The organism is Asaia sp. Ae19-3 (assembly GCF_059801175.1).
On sequence record NZ_JBCHWF010000001.1, the window covers coordinates 1760314 to 1780013 of the forward strand.

17 protein-coding genes and 1 tRNA gene are annotated in these 19700 nt (G+C 56.8%); 5 read left to right on the plus strand and 13 right to left on the minus strand.

Translation table 11 applies throughout. The annotated features are described in order from the left end of the window. From AAID99_RS07610 to polA, 3 genes are read right to left on the minus strand one after another with little or no spacing between them, the layout of a single operon-like run. Positions 1-1701, minus strand: coding sequence for an ABC transporter substrate-binding protein (locus AAID99_RS07610; RefSeq protein ID WP_498493574.1), 1701 nt, complete (start codon positions 1699-1701; stop codon positions 1-3). Further along, on the minus strand, positions 1702-2328 hold the full coding sequence (locus AAID99_RS07615; RefSeq protein ID WP_188426000.1) for an SCO family protein: 627 nt from the start codon (positions 2326-2328) through the stop codon (positions 1702-1704). It abuts the gene before it with no gap. A 3-nt stretch (positions 2329-2331) separates the two neighbouring features. Further along, complete coding sequence (polA, locus tag AAID99_RS07620; RefSeq protein WP_498493575.1) at positions 2332-5067, minus strand: DNA polymerase I; 2736 nt, start codon at positions 5065-5067, stop codon at positions 2332-2334. A 190-nt stretch (positions 5068-5257) separates the two neighbouring features. Between polA and AAID99_RS07625 the strand changes: the two genes are divergently transcribed. Both AAID99_RS07625 and AAID99_RS07630 read left to right on the plus strand, forming a co-directional pair. Beyond that, positions 5258-6241 carry an alpha/beta fold hydrolase gene (locus AAID99_RS07625; RefSeq protein ID WP_498493576.1) on the plus strand — a complete coding sequence of 328 codons (984 nt, stop codon included), beginning with the start codon at positions 5258-5260 and terminating at the stop codon, positions 6239-6241. Between the two features lie 136 nt (positions 6242-6377). Next, positions 6378-6454, plus strand: a tRNA-Arg gene (locus AAID99_RS07630). Between the two features lie 196 nt (positions 6455-6650). On the opposite strand, the gene AAID99_RS07635 is transcribed toward AAID99_RS07630, so the two are convergent. From AAID99_RS07635 to AAID99_RS07655, 5 genes are all read right to left on the minus strand, one after another. Next, positions 6651-7025, minus strand: a complete 375-nt coding sequence (locus tag AAID99_RS07635) for a GlcG/HbpS family heme-binding protein (RefSeq protein WP_498493577.1) — start codon at positions 7023-7025, stop codon at positions 6651-6653. A gap of 101 nt (positions 7026-7126) precedes the next feature. Continuing rightward, complete coding sequence (locus AAID99_RS07640) at positions 7127-7336, minus strand: hypothetical protein (protein ID WP_498493578.1); 210 nt, start codon at positions 7334-7336, stop codon at positions 7127-7129. Positions 7337-7898: 562 nt separating this feature from the next. Continuing rightward, the gene (locus AAID99_RS07645; RefSeq protein WP_498493579.1) at positions 7899-8063 is read right to left on the minus strand and encodes a hypothetical protein; all 165 of its coding nucleotides are present in this window, start codon (positions 8061-8063) and stop codon (positions 7899-7901) included. Between the two features lie 216 nt (positions 8064-8279). Then, complete coding sequence (locus tag AAID99_RS07650; RefSeq protein WP_498493580.1) at positions 8280-8594, minus strand: DMT family transporter; 315 nt, start codon at positions 8592-8594, stop codon at positions 8280-8282. Positions 8595-8938: 344 nt separating this feature from the next. Beyond that, positions 8939-10465: a glycoside hydrolase family 32 protein gene (locus AAID99_RS07655; RefSeq protein WP_498493581.1), complete on the minus strand. Its 1527-nt coding sequence runs from the start codon at positions 10463-10465 to the stop codon at positions 8939-8941. Positions 10466-10668: 203 nt separating this feature from the next. On the opposite strand from AAID99_RS07655, the gene AAID99_RS07660 reads away from it, so the two are divergent. Together AAID99_RS07660 and AAID99_RS07665 are read left to right on the plus strand one after the other, a co-directional pair. Further along, positions 10669-11211 carry a hypothetical protein gene (locus tag AAID99_RS07660; protein ID WP_498493582.1) on the plus strand — a complete coding sequence of 181 codons (543 nt, stop codon included), beginning with the start codon at positions 10669-10671 and terminating at the stop codon, positions 11209-11211. A 403-nt stretch (positions 11212-11614) separates the two neighbouring features. Beyond that, positions 11615-12703, plus strand: a complete 1089-nt coding sequence (locus tag AAID99_RS07665) for a PD-(D/E)XK nuclease family protein (protein WP_498493583.1) — start codon at positions 11615-11617, stop codon at positions 12701-12703. A gap of 134 nt (positions 12704-12837) precedes the next feature. Here AAID99_RS07665 and imm45 read toward each other — a convergent pair whose 3' ends face one another. The 5 genes from imm45 to AAID99_RS07690 form a co-directional block, all read right to left on the minus strand. After that, positions 12838-13182 carry an Imm45 family immunity protein gene (gene imm45 / locus AAID99_RS07670; RefSeq protein WP_188426009.1) on the minus strand — a complete coding sequence of 115 codons (345 nt, stop codon included), beginning with the start codon at positions 13180-13182 and terminating at the stop codon, positions 12838-12840. Positions 13183-13634: 452 nt separating this feature from the next. Continuing rightward, the gene (locus AAID99_RS07675) at positions 13635-15053 is read right to left on the minus strand and encodes a DUF2252 domain-containing protein (protein ID WP_188426010.1); all 1419 of its coding nucleotides are present in this window, start codon (positions 15051-15053) and stop codon (positions 13635-13637) included. A gap of 77 nt (positions 15054-15130) precedes the next feature. After that, positions 15131-15580: a hypothetical protein gene (locus AAID99_RS07680; RefSeq protein ID WP_188426011.1), complete on the minus strand. Its 450-nt coding sequence runs from the start codon at positions 15578-15580 to the stop codon at positions 15131-15133. 1046 nt (positions 15581-16626) lie between these two features. After that, positions 16627-17865, minus strand: coding sequence for an SLC13 family permease (locus AAID99_RS07685; protein ID WP_188426012.1), 1239 nt, complete (start codon positions 17863-17865; stop codon positions 16627-16629). A 12-nt stretch (positions 17866-17877) separates the two neighbouring features. Beyond that, on the minus strand, positions 17878-19146 hold the full coding sequence (locus AAID99_RS07690) for an MFS transporter (RefSeq protein ID WP_188426276.1): 1269 nt from the start codon (positions 19144-19146) through the stop codon (positions 17878-17880). A 304-nt stretch (positions 19147-19450) separates the two neighbouring features. On the opposite strand from AAID99_RS07690, the gene AAID99_RS07695 reads away from it, so the two are divergent. Then, entirely contained in the window at positions 19451-19696 is a 246-nt protein-coding gene (locus AAID99_RS07695; RefSeq protein WP_188426013.1) for a hypothetical protein, read from the plus strand. Positions 19697-19700: the final 4 nt, after the last annotated feature.

The following is a 19700-nucleotide window of genomic DNA, read 5'->3' on the forward strand; positions in this document are numbered from 1 at the left end:
TCACTGCACCCAGATCTGCGAGAGCAGCATGTGGTTGAGCAGCGAATAATGGTAATTGCCGAGGCGCTTCGAAACGAAATCGACATAACGCATCTGGATGAGCGGAACGAGCGCGCTCTGGTCCATCGCCATGATTCCGGCCTGCTCCCACAGTGATCTGGTCAGTTCAGGATCGAGGCTTTTGCGTGCGCGCTCCATCAGCGATTGCAAAGGCGGATAGCAGAAGCCACTGGCATTGGTCGCGCTTTCGGTGTGCAGCCGGGCATTGTCACAGCCCAAAAGCGCGTCGAGAAAGGTCGAGGGCGACGGATAATCGGCGTACCAATAGGACAGACTGATCTGGACATGATTATCCGAATTGCGCGCATAACCTTCTGCCGTTTCCGGCGTCATGGGCCTTACGCTCGCGACAAAGCCGAGGCTCTGCAGCATGTTGCGCAGATAGACCCCCATACCCAGACCGATTGCCTGATTGGGCACGATCAGCGTGACGCGCCGCCCCGCCTGACCGCTCTTGCGAATGAGTGCGCGGGCACGATCCATGTCCGGCCCTTGCCACGCGCCTGATGGGTCTATCTGACCGAAGCGACAGGGAATATCCGCGCCCGCAATACCATGCGGCACGATCTGGCAGAGCGGCTCAGCAATTGCACTGCCGCCATAGAGAATGGCCATGGCATGGCGATCGACCGCATGATTGATCGCCTGTCGTACCTCCAGCGAGTCAAAAGGGGCTTCGTGCACATTAAGCGCGAGATAATAGAGACCGAGCAGTGGTTGCAGATGGACCTGATCGGTATAGCGCGCGCCAAGTTCGCCCAGCCTGTCCTGAGGTTTGGCATCGAGCATGGAATCATACTGCCCCTGCTCGACCGCAGTGACCTCTGCCTCGTCTGACAGACCGAAATCATAGACCAAGCGATCAACATAACCCTCGCTCTGGGCCTGAGGATTCCACACATGGAAATACGGATTGCGCTCGATCACGAGCTGATGCGACGGATCGTAATGCGTGATGCGATAGGGACCAGTACCCGGCAAGGGCGTAAGGGCTGACTCGGTCGGTGGGACCCCTGCGGGCAGAATGACCGCATGGGGAAAAGCGAGTTTTTGCAGAAATTCACCATCGGGGGCGCTAAGACGGATCGTGATGCGGCGTGTCACCGCATCGGCACTGACCCCTTCGAGCGCGCAATGGGCCGGATCGGTCAGGCAGGCTTTGGCGCCGATGATCGCACCATAAAACGAAGACGCTGTCGGGCTGCCAACGCGATAGAGGCGTTTGAGCGATGCGACGACATCTTCGACCGTGACGCGCGCGCCATTGGAAAAACGCAGCCCTTCACGCAGGGTAAACACCCAGACCAGCCCGTCGGCGCTGACTTCCGGCAGGGCCTCCGCCAGATCGGGCACGACCTCGAGCCCCTTCGCGCCATCGGCCTGGCGATAGGTCACCAGCCCGTCATACATGTTCACGAAAAGCTGGATATATTCGCTGGTATAATTGATCTGTGGGTCGAGCGTGCCCCCGGACGCATCGGCGGTCAGATGCAAAGTGCCGCCACGATGCGGGCTGCCAGTAGTGCGCCCGTTTGCCGGGTCAGGCTCGGCGAGCGCATTTCCGGCAGAGACAACCGACAGCGAGGCGGCGAGAAAGACCGCGCCGCTTCTGCCCGAAAACCGGAAACGCCGCGCGCTCATTCAGCCACGATGCGCGAACTGATGAATGCCTGTCACGAGCGCCTCTGTGCCCGCCGTGGACTCAATGGTCCCGGCATAGCGCCCCTGAGGGTCCATGATCACGATACGCGGGGCAGGCACGTGATAGCTTGTACCGTCATCGCCTTTCACGAGCTCATTGGGAGCGTGGAATTCTTTCGCCACCTGTTCGATCATGCTCGGTGAGCCCGTGAGCGGCACCACATGATCACCCAGCGTCAGGGCATATTTCTTGAGTTCTTCAGACTCGTCATGCAGCGGGTCTAGGGTAATTGCCAGAGGGGCCGTCTTGATCCCCTCGCTCGCCAGCGCCTTCTTGGCATCGCTCATGGATTTCAGCACAGGGCCGCAGAGTGTCTTCGGGCAATGCGTGTCGAAAAACCAGACCATGACCCAGCTTCCCCTGAAGTCGCCTTCGGTGACGTTGCCCTCACCCAGCGCCACGAGGCGATAACTGCCACCGATCTCATTGCCCTGCGTCGAGACGCTTCCCCCGAATTTGACGGAGAGACGATAGCCGCTCCAGCTCAGGGCAGCCGCGAGAATGAGAACGACAACGGCAATGCGCGGGGCAGTCCATCTCGTACGGGAAGTTTTGCTGTTGTTCATTGTTTAATGTGCGTCCGCCCAGTTTGCGCCAATACCTGTTTCCACAACCAGCGGCACACTCAGTGTCGCGGCTTGTTCCATTTCGGTGCGTACGAATTCTGCCAGAGCTTCGGCCTGATCGGCACGGACCTCGAACAGCAACTCGTCATGCACCTGGAGCAGCATTCTGGCGTCCAGCCCAGTCTGTGGCAAGCGCGCGCCCAGGCGCACCATGGCGCGTTTGATGATATCGGCCGCCCCGCCCTGAAGCGGCGCGTTGATGGCCTGACGCTCGGCATAGCCGCGTCGGGCGCCATTCTTCTCATTGATGCCGGGCACGTAGCAGCGGCGCCCCAGCGGTGTTGTGACATAGCCGTCGCGCTTGGCGTCGTCCTTGGTGCGGTCCATGTAGTCACGGATACCGGGATAACGGGCGAAATAGGCGTCGATGTAACGACGGGCCTCTCCAGCCGGAATGCCGAGCTGACGCGCCAGACCGAAAGCGGAAATGCCATAGATGATGCCGAAATTGATGGCCTTTGCGCGACGACGGGTCAGCGGGTCCATGCCTTCAAGCGGCAGGTTGAATACTTCTGATGCCGTACGGGCATGGATATCCTGCCCCAGCGTGAAGGCTTCCTTCAGCGGGCCGATATCGGCCACCTCGGCGAGCAGGCGCAACTCGATCTGGGAGTAATCGGCAGAGACCAGCACATAGCCTTCCTCGGCAATGAAGGCGCGGCGGATGCGGCCACCTTCCTCGGTACGGATGGGGATATTCTGCAGATTGGGGTCGTTCGATGAGAGGCGCCCGGTCGTGGTGATGGCCATCTGAAACGAGGTGTGAACGCGATGAGTGCGGGCATCCATCTGCTGCACCAGCGCATCGGCATAGGTCGATTTCAGCTTGGCCAGCTGACGCCAGGACAGAATGCGTGCAGGCAGATCGTGCCCGGCATCGGCAAGCTCCTGCAACACGGAAGAATCCGTGCCCCAGGCACCGGCCTTGGTGCGCTTGCCGCCCGGCAGATTCATCTCGTCGAACAGGATTTCACCAAGCTGCTTGGGCGAACCGAGATTGAAGCTGCGCCCGGCAAGCTGATGGATCTCGATTTCCATCTCGGCCATGCGGCTGCCGAAATCCGCCGACATGCGGCGCAGTTCGGCAGCATCGAGCTTGACACCTGCCTGCTCCATCTCCTTCAGGATCGCGATGAGCGGGCGCTCCATCGTCTCATACAGCGCCAGGGCCTGACGCTCGCGCAAGGCCGGTTTGAGCGCGAGCCACAGGCGCAGCGTCACATCGGCGTCTTCGGCCGCATATTCCGTAGCGCGGGCAATCGGCACCTGGGCGAAAGGCACGCGATTGCGTCCTGTGCCCGTCACGCTGTCATAGGAGATCGGGTCATGCGCCAGATGCAGCCGCGACAGCTCATCCATGCCCTGACCATGTTCCCCTGCCGACTGGGCGTAGGAGATAAGCATCGTGTCATCGACAGGGGTGATGGTGTCGATGCCTGCATGAGCCAGAACAAGCAGGTCGTATTTGGCGTTCTGGAAGATCTTCAGCACCGATTCATCAGCCAGAAGAGGACGCAAGGCATCAAGGACCGCTTCCACTTCAAGCTGCCCGCCAGCAGGATGCTCCAGCGTGCCCTCATGGCGCAGCGGGACATAGGCGGCCTCGCCCGGTGCAGTGGCCAGAGAAAGACCAATCAGCGTGGCCTGACGGGCATTCAGACTGTCCGTTTCGGTATCGAACGCGAAATAGCCGGTCTTGCGCGCACGCGCGATCCAGGTTTCGAGCGTTTCGAGAGACTGGATGGTCTCATAGGGGCCATAGGGCTTGTCACCCTCAGCCACCGGCTCTGGCGCGGCCTGGGCACGCGGTGTGGCGAGCGCCCCGAGACCCATGCGCTGGATGACCGAATGGAACCCCATCTTTTCAAGGAAATCGCGCAGCACCGCGCCTTCAGGCTCACGGCACCCGAGAGCCTCGACCGGCTCTGGCAGCGGGACATCACGCGCGAGGGTGACCAGCTTGAGCGAGATACGGGCAGCCTCGGCATGGTCGATGAGCGATTGCTGGCGCTTGGATTTTTTCATGGTCGGCGCAGCAGCCAGAATGGCCTCGAGATCGCCGAATTCCTGAACGAGTTGTGCGGCCCCCTTCGGGCCGATTCCGGGCACGCCAGGCACGTTATCGGTGGGGTCGCCCATAAGCGCCTGGACGTCGATCACACGATCAGGCGCCACGCCGAACTTGGCCTCAACCTCTTCTGACCGGATCGGCTTCTGCTTGATCGGATCGAGCAGGGACACACGCTCGGTCACGAGCTGCATCAGATCCTTGTCTGACGACACGATGGTACAGCGCCCGCCTGTTTTTTCGATGATGTCGGCATAGGACGCAATCAGGTCATCGGCTTCGAAACCCGGCAATTCGATCATGGGCACGTTGAACGCTTTTGTTGCGTCGCGAATGAGCGAAAACTGCGGGCGCAGGTCTTCCGGCGCCTCGGGGCGGTGAGCCTTGTATTGCGGATAGATCTCGTTGCGGAAGGTATGACGCCCCGCATCGAAAATAACGGCCAGATGCGTGCCGACATGATCGCGCAGCAGGCGCTGGAGCATGTTGGTGAAGCCGAACACTGCATTGACCGGCACGCCTGCAGGGCTGCTCATGGGGGGCAGCGCATGAAAGGCACGGAAAATGAAGCCCGAGCCATCGACGAGAACGAGATGGGGCGTAGTGCTCATGCGGCAACCGATCGGAATGAGGTCAACAAGAAGCGCGTCTCCTGAATGGGTCTGGCCTGAAAGCAGTCTTTGTTACCGCGCTCTGGCCAGCGCGCCCGGAGGACGCAATACTCTGCCAATGATACGAGAGTTCCGTCCGCATTCAAACCGCTGCCGCGCATTCAGGCCCAGTTCATGGCGCAGCTTCGCGATGGTTTTCGGTCTGTCGCTGCTCGTCGCGTGCGCCTCTCCCAAACCGGCGAGGGCACCGCAACCCCGCTTGCAGGAAGCAGCGCTCATTCCTGCCACGCTGCATCTTGCCCTTTCCGACGGGGATATCGCGCCCATGCGCGTCTGGCCCGCAATCGGTCGGCCCCGCGCCGTCATTCTGGCTCTGCATGGTTTTGGCGATAGTCGCGACGCCTGGGAGTTTTCGGCCCCCCAGCTGGCTGCTGCGGGCATAGAGACCATGGCTCCCGATCTGCGCGGCTTTGGCGAAACGCGCAGCCGCGGCGCCTGGAGCAGCACGGCACGCATGGTGCAGGATGCCCGTGAAGAGGCGATATGGGTGCATGCCCGAAATCCCGGCATCCCGCTTTATATCATGGGTGAGAGCATGGGTGGTGCCGTCGCGACCCTGCTGGCCACCGCCCCGCCACCAGACACGATCAGCGGTGTCATTCTGATTTCTCCCGCTATCTGGCGTTTCGATCCGCTCTCGCGGCTTGTACTCGGAGGGCTGGATATCATCGCTCCCAACTGGGTTTTCACCGGCGCGCATGTACCGGGCGAGCATATCGCCACCAATAATCTGGCGGCCCTGAGGCGCCTCTATTTCGACCCGCTCACCATGCACGGCTTTCGGCTTGATACCTTGCGCGGCCTCGTGCAGCTGATGACCAGCGGGCAGGACGCCGCCCCCCGCGTGCGCCTTCCCCTGCTCGTGCTCTATGGCGATCAGGACCAGATGATCCCTGCCCCGCCGATGGCCACTTTCTGGAGACAACTGCCGCATTCGGCCCGTCGCGATCTGATACCGGGCGGGCATCATCTGCTTCTGCGCGACCGTAACGGGCGCAACGCCACGGGGGATATCGCGTCCTGGGTGCTGACACCCGACAGGCTTTTACCTTCTGGCGGCGACGTGGCGGCAGCGGCATGGATGGCCGGCGATCCAGAACATTTCGCGCCCTGACGCCCGGGTATGCGGGACGCTGTCCCGCGCCCTTAGAAGGGCCGCCGCCCTCTGGAAACCCTTGAAGGGGAATATCGGCGATACAGATTTTGGGACTGGCGCGTTTCCCGAATTCTGGCTATGAAGCGATCCAGCAGGACCCGTAGCTCAGCTGGATAGAGCGTCGCCCTCCGAAGGCGAAGGTCGAAGGTTCGAATCCTTTCGGGTCCGCCATTTCCTTGAAAATTCAGTGCCAGCTCTGACAGCGGCTCTCCGGGTGACTCTGCATCGTGAGCGAGACATGTCACCGGCAGTCTGCAGGGCGTTGGCACGCGCTGATTGTTGCTCTGCGCGGCTGGAAAGAACAGGCGAGAGGGGCAAGGCACCACAAGCTCCATGCCCGTCCTGCTCTGTCGGGAAGTAGTTGGAACTAGCGAACAGCCGCCTCAGCCAGTCGGGCATCCGTCTCGCCTTCGCCGCCGCTCAGGCCAAGGGCGCCAATGACAGCGCCGTTCAGGACAATCGGAACGCCGCCTCCTGCGGGGAGCATGTTCGGCAGGGTGGCAATCATTGTCTTGCCTGTATGAAGCGCGGTTTCCATGGCTTCGGTTGGGCGCAGGAACAAAGCAGAGGTTCTGGCCTTGAGCAGCGCCAGTTCGATGCTGCCAAGCTGGGTGCCGTCATCTTTCTTGAAAGCGACCAGATGGCCGGCTGCGTCGACAACCGCCACAGCGACAGGCACGCCACGCTCGCGGGCAAGATGAAGCGCCTTGTCGATATAGTCCAAAGCCAGGGTGAGCTGCATGGGGAAACCTCTCTCAGCTATGATCGCCAAGAGTATAACGCTGAAAATCCGAGCCGGGCGATTGGCGGGAGTTTAAAACTATTTATACGCCCCCAACCCGGTCAGTGATGAAGAAAACCCATGCCCGTCTGAAGGGCCGTGCGGGCGATTTCAGGCCAGATGCTGCCACCGGAAGGGCCACCACCCGCCCTGCCCTGCTGCATTCTGTCACTCTGCCCCGATTCATCGGACGTTCCATTGACGTCCATATCCGGCCGGGTGCGCTGCGCACAACCCGACAGGATGAGCGCCAGGCAAAAACACAGCGACACGTAGCGGCTTCCTGAAGCACGAACCCGCAGCCTCTTTCCACTAGCCATGTTCATCGTTCCCCCGGTCCTTCTCCTGGCGGGGGTGGCGGCGGACGGCAACCATGGGGAGGTCTCCCATGAGGCCCCTCACTAGGCGGTGGTCCGCGTCTGTCATCACCATCCGGAGGAGGCCCGTCATATCCATTTCCCGGGGGTGGCGGGGGGAGATGCCCTCGCGGCGGCCGTCGGCAGCGCTTGCTGGAATCCTCTCCGTCGGGCGATGCTCCGTCGACAGCACCAGCGGAAGGGGCGGCAGCATAGACCTGCCCGTTATATACCGTACCGCTCTGCGCGCGGGCCGCTCCCGAGGGCAGTGCCACGAAAAGCAGGGAGAGAGCGGATAAGGTCATCCGGCGTGTCATTGAATGGCGCAACCCCGTTCTGAAGTTTCCTACACCGCCCTATGACAGGCACGCTCGATCCGCACGAGGAACGAAGCGAAAGGGACTGTAACAAAGACCGCGCCAGCGTGTCGTATCGGAACAGAATGACGGATAAGGCCCCGCATCCGGGTCGGATTTTTTTAGAACTGGATATCGATCACGATTGTATCGCTATACGCGCCGGGTGCGGGCGTATCCTGCGTGGTCAGGATATGCGCCGTATAACTGAAAATCTGCTGTGAAACGCCATCCAGCGCCGTTGCATCCGTATCGGCTGATGCTGCCCCCGCCGTGATTACCCTCACTGAGACCGTCCGTATCGCTCTGCCCCCTGCCGCACCTTACAGCGAGGGACTGATGCACATCCCTGAAAGCCCTCCCGAGGGGGCAAGGGGTATTTCTCCTCCGCAGTCATGAAAGATGAGGCTTCGCCATGAGTGGGGACGATCAAGAAACGTTTTATCGCCGATAACGTGTCCAATGAGTCCGCTTATCCCGGTACCAGCAAGGCAAGTCCGGCATCAGCTTGCGAATTTCATCAACGCCAGGCCCATGACAATCAGCAGGGCCGCCAAGACACGCGCAGGGCTGAGGGCCTCGCCCAGAAAGGCAACGCCGATCAGAAAGGCGCCCAAAGCACCAATGCCGGTCCAGATCATATAGGCTGTGCCAAGCGGCAGGGTTTTCATTGCCCAGGCGAGAAGCACGACGCTGACAGCCATGCCTGACACGGTCACCACACTTGGGACAAGACGTGTAAATCCAGCCGACTGCTTCATGGCAGACGCCCAGACGATTTCACTCAAACCTGCAAGAAATAGCACTACCCACGCCATGACGGCCTCCATAAATCGGGTTCCGCCGGGCCGTCCCGGTCTTGAAACTCCACTGGAGGCAGGAACGTCGTCTCTGCACGCCTGTGATAGCGCGTGAGGCTTTAGACTGCAATCGCCTGCCCTTTTGCTGAACGCCGATCAAGCAAGGATCGGTTTTTCAACTGCCCCAGAACAGGCACTACGCGCGGTATAAGCCGCGTTAAATAAATACCTGCGCAAGCTGGTATGTCGCTTGGCGCTCTCCTTAGGAAAAGCTGACGCCCCTAAACGGCGCCAGCTCCCGGAGCAGTCAGACGCTTACAGCGCGCGCCGCCTTATCGGCCAAACACACCGCAGAAATACGGCTACAGTGTCTCCCGGCACATTGTCTTATCGAGCGTATAGAGCTCGAAATGGTCGATCGTGACACCAATTCCATCAGCCTTCAGTCGAAGCATGTCCAGTGGCTTTCCTGGATAGACGAGCGCCGTACCGGTTTCGAGATGCTCATTGGCATAAATCTCGAAAGCGCAGCCATCGAGAAAAAGATGCAGGTCGAGCATACGAGCATCTGGATAGAGCGCCGTGTTGATCGGCGCGGCAAAACGCCCGGTATAAAAAGGATGATCGAAGCCGCGCAGCTTGCTGCGATCAAGCCAGATCTGCGCACTGGGTACATCATAGCCCACAGAGAGTTTTTCACCCGCATCATTGGCGAAAGCTATCTCGAAGCGGTTGATCTCAGGACCGCTGATCGCAGGATCGGTCTGGAAAGACTCATCGACCTTTAGGCGAATTACCAGCTCGATGGCCCTGCCTGTGGGTAGCGAGATGTCACGATGCGCGCCCTTTGGCAGGTAGGCCGCTTTTTCGCACAGCAGCGTGCGACGCAGTTTCTCGATATTCATGGGCGTCTGGACCAGACGCGGGTAACCATTGGGGTCTTGGCGGATCGACAGACGACGCGGCAGCGACATGGCACCGCGCCAGTCCTGCGTCGGCAGTTCCTGGCAATATTGCCAATTGCCCATCCAGGCAAAAGTCACGGCCTCACCCGGCTGCAAGCCGCTATAGACCTGCATGGCATAGGCGTCCTTCGCAAAATCGGTCAGGCGCAGAATGGCATCCGAGGGGGTGAACACAGCGCCATCGAACTCACCAATGAAATACTGCGTGACGCTGCCACCCATCGGGCTGCCTGGATTGATCGAGACGAACAATACCCAGCGCAATGCCCCATGCTCATCACGTATCTGGATGAGATTGGGACATTCGTAATTGACGGTCGGCAGACCCGCCGGGCCGAAATTACTGAGATGCGTCCAGTGAATCAGATCGATCGAGCCGTAAAAGCCGATCTGGTGTTTCTCGACCTCAGCAAGCGCCATGACCCACTTGCGCGTAGGCTCATGAAAGAAAACCTGTGGATCGCGAAAATTCGGGCTGCCAATATCCAGAACGGGGTTACCCTGATACTCTTCGAAGCTCTGACCGTTATTCGTACTGACCGCGAGATACTGGCTCTGCCTCGTCGGGAGAGAACGCGTGTAAAGCGCCGCGATGTTTGTGCCATGGGCATTTGGGAAAAGCCCCGAGCTGTTGTCGCGATCCAGAACGGCACAGCCCGTATAGGCCTGGCCATCGATCGTAGCCGGCACGGCAATCGGCTGGTCTTTCCAGTTCAGCAAATCGGTGCTGATTGCATGGCCCCAGCAGATATTAGCCGAAAAGGCGGCGTCGGGGTTATGCTGATAATAGAGATGATATTGCGCGCCATCGAAGATGAGGCCGTTGGGATCATTCATGAAGCCCGCTGGAGGGGTGAAATGGACTGAGGGCCGATACTGACGGCTCATCTTGGAGAAAACGCAGTCGTTCTTCTTTTCAGTCATTTTTTTCCAGAATTTTTTTCGTCAAAATCGCTTCAACTTGCATCAAAGCAAATTTTTTATATTGGCAAAATGCCAAAATTTCAAGAATTTCTCAGAGCCTGCTTCTTATAACGGGAAAAATGGCATTTCATTGAACCAGGAAATAGAAAATAATAATTAAATCCCGGAGACAATACTAAAATCAGCTCTTAAATTCCGAAGGTATGATGAAGAAAAAGAAAAACCCCATCAAAACATTCATCGGCAAGTTCATCCTGCTTGAAGCCATCGTGGCAGCCTTCATAAGCGGAACAAGCGAGCATTTTGATTTTCGCATCACACCGATCATCATCCTGTCGCTAGTTCTCGCCCTTACGTTGCTGTTGCTCCTGCGTCGATTCAATATTCTCTCAATGCGGATCGTTTCGCTCGATAATCTGGCTTATTTCGTCACGCTTCCCCTTCTGCTTGCACGCGTCATCGGCCAGCTCATTAGCAGAGGTAATGCCTGGCTCTTGACAGCGCTTCACCCTGAAGATGCGCTCCAGATCCTGCAGTTAGGCCATGAAGTTGATCCCAGCCCCACGGTGAAACTTCTCTTTTTCCCTTTGACCGGGTCGATCGCCTGGATGGCCATGAGCTGGCGCCTGAACGGGACGAAACGCCAGGTTATATTCCTGCCCCTTCTCTGCCTCGTCGTGTCAGCCCTGTGTTTGTTCGTCCCCTTGATGGGCGCGTTTATCGTGCTTTCCCCTCACCATCGCTGAACGCCCCTCTTTTTAGGCCTAGTGTTTTTCCGTCCGGGCAGCAGGCAGGTTTCCTTTCTCGATCGCCTCGTTGAAGGCTTTCCAGTCCTGCTTCGTCTGCCCGGCATAGCTTTGTGAAAAGGCGACAACAGCCTCGGCGAAGTTGCCAGCCCCCGGATAACCAACGTTTCCCCCCGCAGATGGGGGATATCAGGGAGGAACAGAGGGGGCATCAGGACGCACTCCCCCTCGCCTGACGTTCAGGCGGTAACGATCAAGCGGAGCTTGACCCTCCTTTTTCTCTTATGCGCCACGGGTTCTGGCGCTTCCGGTCGAAAAAAAAGCAGATGGCATCTGTGGTTACATGATGTACTCATGGGACATGATGAATTGATTATATTTGTTTTGTGGTCAGAGAGTTTTCATGGAAACATATGAAAAATTTCTTGAGAATGCTCGGGAGTATTTCCCTAAGAAGCCCCCTAAAAATCTTCTTACTCTCATGGGGGTCGATCATTATGAAAACCAGATCACCAACCTGTTATCTTTTTTTCTGTTCGAAGAAAATGAGCATGGTCTCGGTAATATCTTCCTGAGGGCCTTGATGTCTGCGCTGGATCTGGACGGAGATGATTACAGAACACTTTTGCGCAAACCCAAGCGTGAAGTGGTAACGGAAGATGGAAAGCGCCTGGACCTGATTCTCGAAGGGCATTCATGGTCCATGATCATAGAAAACAAGATCAGACACAACCAGGCAAATCCATTCATTTCTTACGAAAGATATGCGGTTCAGAATCTTCAGAAAAATAATGAGATCTTACATTATGTAATCCTGTCACCTGCCGGTTGGAGCGAACACGCAGGCTGGAAGGGTATAAGCTATCCTGTTTTCATCAAAGCCGTGCGCAGAAGACTTCCAGCCGTCAACGACCAGACATATAGACAGAAATGGCTCATTTTTGCTCATGAACTACTTGAGCATCTGGAGAATATTACATGGGAACATCACATGGAAAACAGAAACCAGAAATTCGTATTCAACAACCTTGCCGATATTCGGAAAATCAAAAATCTCCAGGCTGAAGTCGTCAAACTCTTTACAGGGGAGATATCGAGCGTGATTTCCTCTGCTATGGAAGGACGCAGAAAAGACGTCATCTCAGGATATTGGCCCAACGGCCCGCGATGGGACATCAAATCCTGGAATGGCAGCCTAGAAGTAAAAATATACTTCAGAAGCCTGACGAATACCATAAAACCGCAAATTAGGGTTTATCTCGATGGAAAATCAAAAGCAGAAAACAGGACAGAAGAAAGAAGAGAGATTTTTATCAAACACTTTTCGGACTGGATGACGGAGAGAGGAGTAAAGGAGAAAGAAAACCTTTATGTTTCCTGGAAATCCGATCTTTACGAGAAAGAATTACTCTTCAATAAGCTGCAAGAATGCATAAAACTTACCAATTATTTTTATGATACCTATAATAAACCACGATTATTTCTGGCATAGAACTATCGAACCCGTCGTAAGCATCGCGACAAATAACCATCGGTAATATACCGGAGCCTCGGTTTGCTTGCCAGTTAACTCTCTGGACGAATAAAGTTCGACAATAACTGGCCTCAGGCTCTTCCGACCCGGTTCTACCCTTCAGACGTACCTTGATCAGGCTCTGCGAGATATCCTTCTGAAAATAAAACCTCGTCGATAGAACAGTCTTCATAAATCCACTTGTTCCAGTTATCTTTAATCCAAGACAAGCTTACCGCTGCGCTATCATGCAAGCACTCTGCAGGCAATAATTGAAATATTATCCCTGCCTTATAACCCGTTGTCACAATGAGACCGAAGTAGCTATCGCTAGAAGGCACTCTGCAAAGCATAAAATCGACTATAGACTCATAAGGATATCTTGCAGGTAATCTGAATACACAACCACTACTTACAAAATCTCTCTTCAATAAAGTTATTTTAGTAAAATTATTCACTCATTCACCTGCGCGTTATTTATATGCCACCACACCATTTTTTAATGGCTCGAACTCAAATCCAGGTTCCCCCAAGCTGCGGCCCCATTGGTGCAAGTATGGAGGTCTTATCCAAACTCTGTGTGAATATAAGCGATCTATATTGGCTGACGCACGAGAAGATGGCACGTCTGGAGCCATTCATTCACCAGGGGCAGCGACCAACCAGAGGTTGATGACCGGCATGTATCGCAAGGAAGCATTCTTGTGGACCATAACGGGCTGCCCGGGCGGTATGTCCTGCAGCAGGATGAGCCATCCAGAACACCCAACAATCGCTGAAAGCGCCGCAGGGATTTCACCCCGATAACGGGGAGCATAAGGACTGGCACCATATTGCCACGCGCTACGACACAGAGCCGAGCTCTTTTCTGCCATCTGCTGCGCCGCCGCCCTCACTATGCGTCATGCACCTAGTGTTTTTTCGCCTGGGCCGCAGGCAGGTCTCCTTTCTCGATCGCCTCGTTGAAGGCTTTCCAGTCCTGCTTCGTCTGCCCGGCATAGCTTTGTGAAAAAGCGACAACAGCCTCGGCGAAGCTGTCACCTGAGCCCAGATAACCGGCAATCATTGCCACGTCGCCAGAGCGGGCATGGGCGCGGGCCAAGGCACGGCCACAAAGCGCCGCATAATCATCAAGCCCTTCCTGCGCCACATCGGCGCCGATAGCCGCGAGGCGACTATCCTTGAGACGCCTCACATAGAACTGCCGGTTTGCGCCATCGAGTTTTCCGGCTCGGCGGTCCGGATTGGCCGGTTCGCTATGCGTCCAGCCAAGGAAAGTATCCGAACTGGCCTGCATCAGTCTCTGCCCCATCACGACGCGCTGTCCCTGATTGTCGTAGCGCGGCCCGGCGAGGTGGGAGGCGAGCACCGATTCCTGCGCCTCCTTGATCTGCAGCAGCAGGGTTTCGCCGTCCGGCGTTGCAAACAGACCGATGGCGCAATAGGTGCCGACACTCCCCACCCCGACGACCTTGAACAGGATGTCGCGCAGCCTGTAGCGCGACAGCAGCACCGCACGCTCTGGTGGCTGGGTCAGAACATAGCGGTCAAAAGCCTCGCGAATGGTGTCATCGCGTGCGGGCAGACGCATGACAAGTGGCGGCTTGACTTTCAGACTCGGTACATTCTTGTCGAACGATACGAGTCCAAAATGGTCGCGCGCACTTTCCAGACGGGCCTCGAGACGAGCCGCAATGCCCTTGCGTGTGTGCTTGTCTGCAAAACCCTCTATGGCAGCCGCCAGATCGATCCGGTCGGACCAGATTTCCAGCGGGCTCATTGGCGCGAGGCGGGTCATTTCGTGCTGATAGGTTTTGGCCATGATCAGCGCATTCTGACGCGCCTGACTTTCTGATGACCCGCTTTCAAGACTGGAGAGAATGAAGGACGTGCCCAAGCGCTTGAGGTCCCATTCAAAAGGCGCCGGATAGGTCTCGTCGAAATCGTTGATATCGAAGACTGCCCTTCCCTCTGCCGAGGCATAGCTGCCGAAATTCGCCAGATGGCAATCGCCACAACTCTGCACTACCGGCCCGGTCGCAGGCGTCGTGGCCAGATCAGCGGCCATCACGACCGCACTGCCGCGCAGAAAGGCAAAAGGCGAGGCGCGCATACGCTCGTAACGTATGGGCAGGAGGTCCTGAATGCGGCTCTCCCCCTGCTTGACCAGTAACGAGACAGGGTCGGCCCGGTCTGGCGCTGCGCTCCATTCGGCATGGGAACTGCGACGAGTCTGTTTGCGCAGATCCTGACCACGGTCATGACGTGCCTGCCGTGGTTCGATTACCGGCCCCGCCAAGCCGGAAGCGGAGAACGAAAGTTCAGTCATAATCATGGAGCTCCAGCAGAAAGGATACGGACGTACCGTCATCCTCTATCAGATTGCGAAAACTTGAGGCTTTCGCCTCATTTTGAACCGAAACGAGCCGAACACTCGGACAGTGCCACAATTTCTCCGTCAGAGATGACCAGTTTGAGGTCTTCTATTCGTCCGATCCGCAGGCCTCTCTCTGCTGCACTCGCCTCCAGGGCACGCCTCCAGCCTGGGATGTCGCCATCATAGGAAAGATCACGAAACATTTTCCCGGATGGCAAGGTGAGCGTGCATAAACCAAGAAGACAGGTACCGCCTTCGATATCTATCTTTTTTCCTGAACTGAATATGCTCGTATTGAGAAGGGCACGAAATTGAGTAGACATTGCCGGTTTTTTTGTGCACTCGAAATACATCACTTCTAGCTTTTCATACCTTTCTATTCCAGCGATTCCAATCTCAGATTGAAATACAATCGGACCACCATATCTTTCTTCGAGACTTCTCCGATTTGCCTCAACAATATCGTCATTATCTTCCATGCCCATTCTCCCCACCAGCTTTATCAAGTCGATCTTATACTCTCGAACTGAATGGTGTTGATCCTTTGCCTTGCCATAAGACCGTAGGCGGAGAACGAAAGTTCAACCATAATCATGGAGCTCCAGCAGAAAGGATACGGACGTACCGTCATCCTCTATCAGAGTGCGAAAACTTGAGGCTTTCGCTTCATTTTGGACCGCGACGAGCCGAACACTCGGACAGTGCCACAATTTCTCCGTCAGAGATGACCAGTTTGAGGTCTTCTATTCGTCCGATCCGAAGGCCTCTCTCTGCTGCGCTCGCCTCAAGGGCACGCCTCCAGCCTGGGATATCGCCATCATAGGAAAGGTCACGAAACATTTTCCCGGATGGTAAGGTGAGCGTCCACAAACCAAGAATACAAGTACCGCCTTCGATATCTATCTTTTTTCCTGAACTAAATATGCTCGTATTCAGAAGGGCACGAAATTGAGTAGATATTGCAGGTTTTTTTTGTGATCTCGAAATAAATTACTTCTCGATTTTCATACCTTTCTATTCCAGCGATTCCTGTCTCATAGTCGAATACAATTGGCTCCCCAAAAATTTTTTCGAGACCTCTCCGATTCTTTTCAACGATATCGTTATTATCTTCCATGCCCATACTCCTTATCAGATTCATCAAGTCGAATTTGTGCTCTTATGTTTGATATTCCTGATTTCTGGCCATGCCACCGGACAACTATCAGCCGATTGAGATCTGATTGTACTACCTGGCCCACAATACACCTTTCCGTACGCCATCTCTCGCGTCTGGAAGATCCTGCAGAAGATCGATCTGATCACAATTTCATCCCCCCCCCCCTCCGATCAAGAAGGCTTTTACTTCCGTCAGATGGTCTGCATGATAGGATCAACCTGACCCATGTGGCAGGAAACAGTGATTTCAGACCCTGGCAAGACGACAACGCTCGCCAGCGACGCCGCCTGCGCCGAGCCGCACGATATTTTCTGGCGCGCACACGCTATTCGCGCTTTTCACCGTAATGGCGAGGCAACGGCCTCTCTACAGCATCAGGACCAGCAAAGACGCAGCAAGAGCTGGCAGAGTCAGTATGACGCCATAGCGCATGAAGCGCGCATAACTGATGTTCAGCCCGTGCTTGCGCAGGATAATGAGCCACAACACGGTCGCCAGAGAGCCACTCAGCGTCAGATTGGGCCCCAGATCGACCCCGATCAGCAGCGCATCCTGCAAGGCAGGGCTATGGGACGCCAGCAAAGGTGCAAGCTGCGCGGCAAGCAGGCCGGAAGGCAGATTATTGATGACATTGCTCAACAGACCTAAGCCGAACCCCGTGACCAGAATTGCCGTCGCCCCGTTCCCGTATGACACTATGAGCGAAGCCAGTTTCTGAATGACGCCGCTCTGTTCGACAGCCGAAACAAGCACGAACAGGCTCGCCACGAGCGGAAAGACCGACCACGAAATCTCGCGAAGCGCCGGGAGTGGTGACTGACGACGCAGCATCGTTGCCACCACACCAAGCCCTGCCCCGCTCAGTGCTGTCGCCCAGCCGAGCGGACCATGCAGAAAGGAGACGAGGGTCAGAAGCACGATCACCCCGAAAAGCGCCAATGCGACGAACCTCGCTATCGGGTCGAGGCTTGGCAGATCGCAGGCGCCAGTAAACCGGCTGGCGATCTCGCGTCGCACCAATGCAAAAAGCAGAATGAAGCTCACACCGACCGCGAGGCAGGAAGGCACCAGGAAGCGCTCGAGCCAAGGCAAAAGACCGGGCGGTTCGCCCCCGTAAAGCACCAGATTGGCCGGATTACTGATGGGCAGCAGAAAGCTCGCTGCATTGGCGACAAACGCACAGGCCAGCAAGGAAGGGAATGCGTCGATCCGCGCCTTCTGCGCTACGGCAATGACGGGTGGCGTCAGGAGAATGATCGTGGCGTCATTTGACAGAAATGCCGTGGTGACGATTGCGACGGCAAAGACAAGCAGGAAGAGCCGCCGCCCCGATCCTTTGGCATGGAGCAGCGCCGACGCCGCGAGCCAGTCGAATAGTTTTTCCTGACGGGCGACCTCGCTGAGAACCATCATGCCAAAGAGGAAAAGATAGACTTCCTTGCCTGAGGCGATGGCCTTGCCCGCATCATGCCAGCTGCACAGGCCAAGAAGCGGCACCATCAGCGCCGCAAGAGACGTCCACAGCGCCTCTGGCAATTGCCAGGGTCTGAAAAGCAGCCCGGCAATCGCAAAAGCGCAAAGCCCCCAGAGACTATATTCAATCATCTGACGACGCCCTCAAGCCGCCTGCGGCAGCTTTGACGGAGACTCATCGGACTCCCGCGTTTCAGGCATGAGGCAAAGGAAAAAGACGAAAGCCAGTATGGCAATGGCCGTCAGGGACAGGAACCCCACACGATAGCCCTCATACTGCACGATATAGCCACCGATGAGATTGCTGAGCCCGCCCCCGATCCCGACAGCCAGCGCCACCATCCCCTGCAGGAAATTGAAGCGTCCGGTGCCATCAGTCAGGTCAGAAGCAATGATGACGGCAATCACCCCGAAAATCCCGGCAGCGATACCGTCCAGTATCTGAATGGCCACAATGGCGTAAGGCGCATCGAACCAGGAAAACAGCAGGCCGCGTATCGGCAGGATGGCAAAAGCGAGCAGAAAGATCGGTTTACGCCCGATCCCGTGCGCCATGGCGCGGCCCACCCCCCATGCCACGAGCATCATCACGAATTGCGCAACGATCACGCAGGCACTCAGCGTCACCGCCTCCGCCCCCGGATGGCTTTTCGCCATGACCTGCGCCGCGAAGGGCAGCATGGCTGCGTTACCGAGATGGAAAAGGACGATCGCGCACAGAAACACCCAGACCGGGCGCTGCGAGAGCAGGCGACCGATCGCTATTGGCGGCTCATTGTTATCGTCCTCGCTTCCGCGAGCGATTTTCTGGTCGATTTCTGTCGGGCGTATCAGCAGCAACCCGCAGGCACTGGCGATGGCTGACCCGCAGACGAGATAGAAGATCCAGTTCAGGCCGAGATACTGGCCACACACCCCGGCCAGAATGGCCGAGACGAACGACCCGCAATGGTTGATGCCCTGGTTGCGGCTGATACGCCCGGGCAGGCGCCTGCGACCGACCAGACCCAGAGAGATTGCCGCCAGCGCGGGGGGTATGACCGCCGCCGCCGCCCCCATCAGAATCTGCGCGGCCAGCACAGGGGCCATGCCCGACATCGAGATGATAAGAAGGCAGGCAAGCGCCGTGACGAGCGCCGACACGGCAACAAGCGCACGTTTGTGAATGCTTGAATCGACAAGCAGCCCCGCCGGTATCTGACACACGGCAGCGGCAAACCCGGCCATGGCCATGGCGATACCGATCGGCCCGGCCTGCCAGTGACGCGCACTGGAGAGATAGACCGTCAGGTAGGGCCCTACCCCGCCCTGAACATCGGCTAGGAAGAAATTGGTGAGATCGAGCCCTGTAATGCTGCTAGCTGAGGGAGTTTTACCCGCCCCTTCCGGTTTCTTCCTGTTTTCTTCCTGCATGATGGTCACGCAATCACTTCCTGCATTACTTTTCGCCTGGTCATCAGAGGGTCTTTCGCTACTCGGATAACCGAGAGAATTCTAGATCAATACATATAAGAGGCGTCTTTTTTCAGAAGAGCCAGCAAAACGGGATCGTGAGGGAAAATGGCCGGACGCGCTCAACAGGGACGTTGAAGAGCGACGCGAGAACGTGCTTTCCTGCCATGGCGTTCCTTCAGGCTGCGGAACGTTTTCGTGTTTCATCCAAATCAGCATCGTCTGCCCTCAGGGCGACGGGCTTACGGGCAGAGGCAGTTTCAAAATGACCCAGCTCCTGCGTGCATCGGCCTGGCTTGTCTGCGCCGTGTTTGCCCTGATCGGGCTCGCCAAACCCTATTTCCCGACTCATGTCGGGTTCTTTGTCTATCCCGACCGTCACTGGGCCTTTGGCCTCATCAGGGACACGCAGGGCAGTAGCGAGATACTTGGGGTTTTCGTCATACCGATTGCCCTGAGCGTGGCCGCCTTTCTGTTGCTGACACTCGACAGAGACCGCGCCTGCTCCTGAAGCG